Source organism: Intrasporangium sp., assembly GCF_030452765.1.
Taxonomy (GTDB): domain Bacteria; phylum Actinomycetota; class Actinomycetes; order Actinomycetales; family Dermatophilaceae; genus Intrasporangium_A.
The window spans coordinates 1-3836 of record NZ_JAKDLO010000283.1; the positions used below are offsets into that span (position 1 = coordinate 1).

Sequence of the window (3836 nt, forward strand, 5' to 3'; positions counted from 1 at the left end):
CGAGCGCCTGCCGGATCAGAGCGGACCGCTCGACCGTCCCGGTCAGCTCTTGCGCGCGCGCCATCAGCTCGTCGTCAACCGTAACCGTGGTCCGCATGCCTACCTCCGAGAGAGTGCATCAAGAGTAACACCAGTTGATGCTCCACTTGATGCGCCCATCGTATGCGCCGAGTCGTCGATCGGGTGGGTCGGCGTCCGTGTCCCCGGTCTTGACCAGTGGGCGTCCGCCGTCGAACCGGCCGTGTTCCGGAAACTCCTCGCAGACGTAGTTTCACTGCGCAACCAAGTCATGCACTTCCGTGGCAACGCAGATGGATCGGGAGTGAACATTGACTCGGTACGCCATCTGATCAGCTGGCTCAACTTCCTGATCGACTAGCGCCACGTCGAATCCGTCGTCACCTCCCCTCGATGGGCACGCCCTCTGCAAGCACGAGCAGGCGCGCACGACCAGTCGACACAGAGTTCGGAGCCACCGCACCGGACCTGGTCGGCCAAGTTGATGTGCTCGACCCGCGGGCCGAGCGCAGCGACGATCGATCTCCTCGACCGGGCCCAGCTCCCCCGGCCGGACGACCTGGTACTGGTCGAGCAGGAGCACCGGAACCCTTGCTGCAGAGAGGAGCTCGTGCACCTGAGGCCGTCCAATCGTCCGCAGCTCCTTACGCGTTGATGACGTGCACAAGCGCTGATCTGAAGCGTTCGTGACACGCAGCAGCTGCTCGTTGGAGAGCGCAACGTTGGCCGCGTACTGCCTATCGGGCGTTGCCTTCAAATGGACAACGGATCCCGAAGGTTGTGCGCGGGAGGCACACTGCGACCCTGCCGCATCCTCTGAATCCCACGAGGCCTTGCAAGTGTCACACTGACGATCGCGACGGACTCGTCTGGGGCTACGCCAGGCACCTCTTGTGGCGCGGGATTGGCAAGAGACCCGTGCGCGATGGCGGCGTCACACTGGAACCAAGCTCATCGGCACACGGAACCGGATGCGCGAAAGGGTACGTGCGCGCATGATGTGCACATGGACGCAGGCGCCGCGCGCGCACCCGAAGGGCAGTGACGCCATGAAGGCGTACGTCTTCCCGACCGATTCGGACTGGGCGGCGTTCCTGCGCGCGAACCCGGAGTTCGACGAGGTGAACTTCTGGCTGCCCAGCGCGGTGACGTTCAAGGCACTCCAGGTGGGCGACCGGTTCGTGTACCGGAGCAAGTCCGCGGTAGGGGGGCGACTCATCGGCGGCGGCTTGTACGAGGGCCACGTGAGGATGCGGGTCAGCGACGCCTGGCGGTTTTATGGCGAGGCGAACGGGTGCGCGACGCGAGATGACATGCTGCGCTCGATCAACCACTACCGGGCACGCAACGGGCAACCGCCTGAGGCGGATCCGCAGATCGGGTGCATCCTGATCCGGGACTCGTTCTTCGTCCCGCAGGAGCTCGAGGTGCCGGTGCCGCCGTCGTATCAGGCCTCGGCCGTGCGCGGCAGAGGATATGACCCACAGCACGAGGACTGGTCGTACCTCGAGGCAGCGTTCGTGCAGCTGCTCGTGGGCGCGCGGGTGCCGGACCTTCGTCCTGACGCCGACGTGGCGGCGTACATCGAAGGGCCGACGCGGGGCCTGCCGCGCCTGATGGCGCCGCGGCTCGGACAGAAGGGCTTCAAGAGCCTCGTGCTCTCGTCGTACCACGGGCAGTGCGCGATCACGGGAGCCAGGATCACTCCGACGCTGGAAGCGGCGCACATCCGGCCGGTGGCGGCGGAAGGCCAGCATCGCGTCGACAACGGACTGCTGCTGCGATCCGACGTGCATCTCCTGTTCGACGCCGGGTACCTCGGCGTCGACGAGCGGCACCGGCTGCACGTGAGCAAGCGGCTTCAGGCGGAGTTCGGCAACGGGGAGGAGTTCTACTCGAAGGCCGGGCAGCCGATCGCGGTGCCTGACCGGAACGTGGATCGGCCCAACCGGGAAGCAGTGCAGTGGCACATGGACACGGTGTTCCTGGCGTCGTGAGGATGAGGCTTGCCCTGACCTGAGCAGGACGCGGGATGGCTACGACGAGAACCGCTTTCGCAACTGGCTGAGTCGCTCTCGCACCGTCGACGGCGGCATGCCCTGGAGGTTGAGTGGCGGGTCGAGGCGCTGGAGGACGTCATGCTCCAGCTGGCCGAGTGTGTCAGGGTTCGCAACGGGAACGGTGACGACTTGCAGGTGACGTGACATCCACTCGGTAAGGGCATCCTCGTCGATGGCACCCTCGCTGTCACTGGGAAACAGCAACGCCGCGAGCGTCCTTCGGAACGTTGAGAACTCCTGCTTCCTGCCCAGGTGCATGCCGGCGATCCGGCTCCAAAGCGTGTTGCTCGATCGTCGGCCGCTGAGCATGCGAGACGCCCCTGCCTGACCGACGTAGATGAGGCCTGGATCCAGTGGGTACCCGAGCGCATGGCCGAGCTGGGCGGAGCCCTCCTCGTCGATCCACCAGCTGTACAGACCTGGACGTTGAAGCCGCACTCGCTCGGTCGCCAGTAGATCCGGAATGGACATGGCGTGGTTCGCGTCGCCCAAGAAGTCGACGAACGGCCCCACCAGATCTTCGTTTGTGGTCGTCGTCTCGGGCTCAGCGACGTCCGGAACCGCGGGCTGCGATGGAAGGGGGTGAGCGGCATACCACTGCTGTCGCTGACCCAACGACAGACCGGCGAGCGGTGTCACGAGGACGGCACCGGCAGCGAGCAGCGGTTCCGCGATCGCTCGGATGTACTCCTCGCTGGCGTGCACCTCGACGATCTTCCCCTTGAGTGACCCGACGAGCAGGAGCAGCCGTGCGGCGACCCAGCGGCCCCAGACGTCGCGGTACTCGCGGGGCGTGTCCGGCAGGTAGCGCTCGTATGGCGCGAGCCACTCGTCGGGCGCCACGAGACCGTGCTCGGCGGAGAGGATGAACCACGGCCTGCCGCTGGCCTCGGCATAGGCGCGCTCCTTGAGGAAGAGCGGTGAGACGTAGAGGTCCTTCGCCGCGCTCGGCGACGGCCGCTTCGTCTTGACGCACGTCACGAGGATGACGTCTGCGTCACCAGCTCGGGTGGGTGCGTGGGACTGAGGTCTGACGCGGGTGGGCCGTGCGGGCACCTGGTCCGGGGCGTGGTCACGGACGAAGGTAACGCTGTGGCCGGGTCGCAGGTCCTCGACGTGGAAGCCGGCAGTGCGCCATACGCGGACGTGCGGACGATCACCGGACCACCACGCCCGGTGGTTGGTCGCGGACGCCGGTACCCCACCGACGATCTCGTCGAGCCGCTCCCACGACAGCGTGACCCGCCTGTCCTGCTGGACGAGGTAGTCGTGCAGGGCCCGCCAGTGGGCAGCCATGTGTCAAGTCTCCCGCAGGTTCAGGCCGCCGGGAAGCTCGCGGCGATCGTCGCCCGCAGGGCTGCCACGTCGAGGCCACCCTGCCGCTGGGCGGCGAGCAGCTTGGCGAGGCGTTTGGGCCAGACCACGTGGGTGCCCTGGATCGTGAACGCTCCGCCGACGAGTGGCCAGTCGGCCTCGACGAAGCACAGGACGCCGGTCGCCGGGACGTCGCCGGCCACCTCTCGAGACGAGCTCGACCTGCCGCAGCACTCCCCCGACGAGCCTGGTGCAGTCGCGACTCCCGACGAGCAGCTTCTCGACGCGCGGCCGCAGGAGCCCGCCCTCGATCTTGAGGCTCGGCCTGCCCTGGTAGCGCTTCGCATCGATGACCCAGATGCCCGATCGGGTGATGGCCAGGTGATCAATAGGGTGCGGCTCCGCTGGAGTGACGTCCCGGCCGGGTGACGGCGGCGGCTTGGT

General features: G+C 67.0%; 5 protein-coding genes and 1 pseudogene. 1 reads left to right on the forward strand and 5 read right to left on the reverse strand.

Features of this window, described 5'->3' with window-relative positions:
- Both L0H79_RS21345 and L0H79_RS22360 read right to left on the reverse strand, forming a co-directional pair.
- On the reverse strand, positions 1–97 hold a 97-nt coding region (locus L0H79_RS21345), incomplete at its 3' end, for a type II toxin-antitoxin system VapB family antitoxin (RefSeq protein ID WP_301486729.1).
- A 174-nt stretch (positions 98–271) separates the two neighbouring features.
- Entirely contained in the window at positions 272–775 is a 504-nt protein-coding gene (locus L0H79_RS22360) for a DNA/RNA helicase domain-containing protein (protein WP_367652511.1), read from the reverse strand.
- Positions 776–1013: 238 nt separating this feature from the next.
- Between L0H79_RS22360 and L0H79_RS21350 the strand changes: the two genes are divergently transcribed.
- Positions 1014–2015 carry an HNH endonuclease gene (locus tag L0H79_RS21350; RefSeq protein ID WP_301486726.1) on the forward strand — a complete coding sequence of 334 codons (1002 nt, stop codon included), beginning with the start codon at positions 1014–1016 and terminating at the stop codon, positions 2013–2015.
- A gap of 39 nt (positions 2016–2054) precedes the next feature.
- On the opposite strand, the gene L0H79_RS21355 is transcribed toward L0H79_RS21350, so the two are convergent.
- The 3 genes and pseudogenes from L0H79_RS21355 to L0H79_RS22365 all read right to left on the reverse strand — a co-directional run.
- Positions 2055–3374: a DUF6884 domain-containing protein gene (locus tag L0H79_RS21355; RefSeq protein ID WP_301486728.1), complete on the reverse strand. Its 1320-nt coding sequence runs from the start codon at positions 3372–3374 to the stop codon at positions 2055–2057.
- A 20-nt stretch (positions 3375–3394) separates the two neighbouring features.
- Positions 3395–3595, reverse strand: a complete 201-nt coding sequence (locus tag L0H79_RS21360; protein ID WP_301486730.1) for a hypothetical protein — start codon at positions 3593–3595, stop codon at positions 3395–3397.
- Positions 3596–3737: 142 nt separating this feature from the next.
- Positions 3738–3782: pseudogene (locus L0H79_RS22365) on the reverse strand (hypothetical protein); the annotation flags it as partial.
- Positions 3783–3836 lie beyond the last annotated feature (54 nt).

Excerpts from the sequence above, each read along its gene's own strand:
- L0H79_RS21350 (WP_301486726.1), top strand. The coding sequence starts at position 1,014 with ATGATGTGCACATGGACGCAGGCGCCGCGCGCGCACCCGAAGGGCAGT.
- L0H79_RS21355 (WP_301486728.1), bottom strand. The coding sequence starts at position 3,374 with ATGGCTGCCCACTGGCGGGCCCTGCACGACTACCTCGTCCAGCAGGAC.